Source organism: Pseudomonas sp. Sample_22, from assembly GCF_004307635.1.
Classification (GTDB): domain Bacteria; phylum Pseudomonadota; class Gammaproteobacteria; order Pseudomonadales; family Pseudomonadaceae; genus Aquipseudomonas.
In genome coordinates, this window is record NZ_RCNY01000061.1 from 1 (window position 1) to 949 (window position 949).

1 protein-coding gene is annotated in these 949 nt (G+C 56.2%); it reads left to right on the forward strand.

The features are described from left to right. On the forward strand, window positions 1-949 hold a 949-nt coding region (locus D8U73_RS29200; RefSeq protein WP_177435533.1), incomplete at both ends, for a hypothetical protein.

Here is a 949-nt window from a genome sequence, read left to right on the forward strand (position 1 = left end):
TGGTGAACCAGGATCAGAAGATCGCCGGCAACGACATCAAGCTGGGTATCCCGACCAAGATCCCGACCAAATCGAGTTCTGGGGCCAAAACGATGCCACAAACGCCCACTCAACCACAGGGTTCTCAGGCCGTACCGCGGGTGGATGAAGAGCTCTTTACTTCCGTGGTACCAACCGGCCCTCTGACTCTGCCTAAAACAGGCACCTCCACTTCAGCCCCCCTTATTAAAGGGCCCGAAGTGAAGCTGCCGGAGCCGACGCAACGACCAGGGCCGTCCATCAGCGCCCCTACGAGCGAAGAAATCGCAGGGCTTCCGCCCAAAACCATCACAGTGAAGCCCAAGGCGCCAGTGTTGACCCCTGAAGATGACCTAGATATCCCGCGACCAGGGGCGTCCATTAACGCCCCTACGAGGGAAGAAATCGCGGGACTGCCGCCCAAAACCATCACAGTGAAGCCCAAGACGCCAGTGTTGATCCCTGAAGATGACCTAGATATCCCACCTATTAGCAAGCCGGCTTGGACAGTCGCCGCTCGAAATGAATATAAACGGCCTACTTCGAGAATCAGCGCAGAGCCTAGAGGTGGTGTTTTTACCGTCAACAAAGGCGCGACAGCACCCACCGCTCAGCCTGGCGCCCTGGCTCGCTTTGATACCGAGGCTCCCACAAAGGGTCTACAGGTAATGAAGCCTGGAAGCGCTAATGACAGGTCGGGAAAGATGATCTATGACAGTCGTCAAGCGTCCGCTCCGGTCAGCCGTGATGACCAAGCCATTATCAATGGCTCTGCGTCGCCTAAAGAATCGCTTACTCATGCGGTAGGAAACGAACCCGCACTAGCAAAAACTCCTGTGGATGTGGAGGACGTCACGATCGATTTTGATCGCAAGTCAGCTTCTGCACAGACGCCCAAACATATACCTGCGCTGTCGGAAGACGCCCAGCA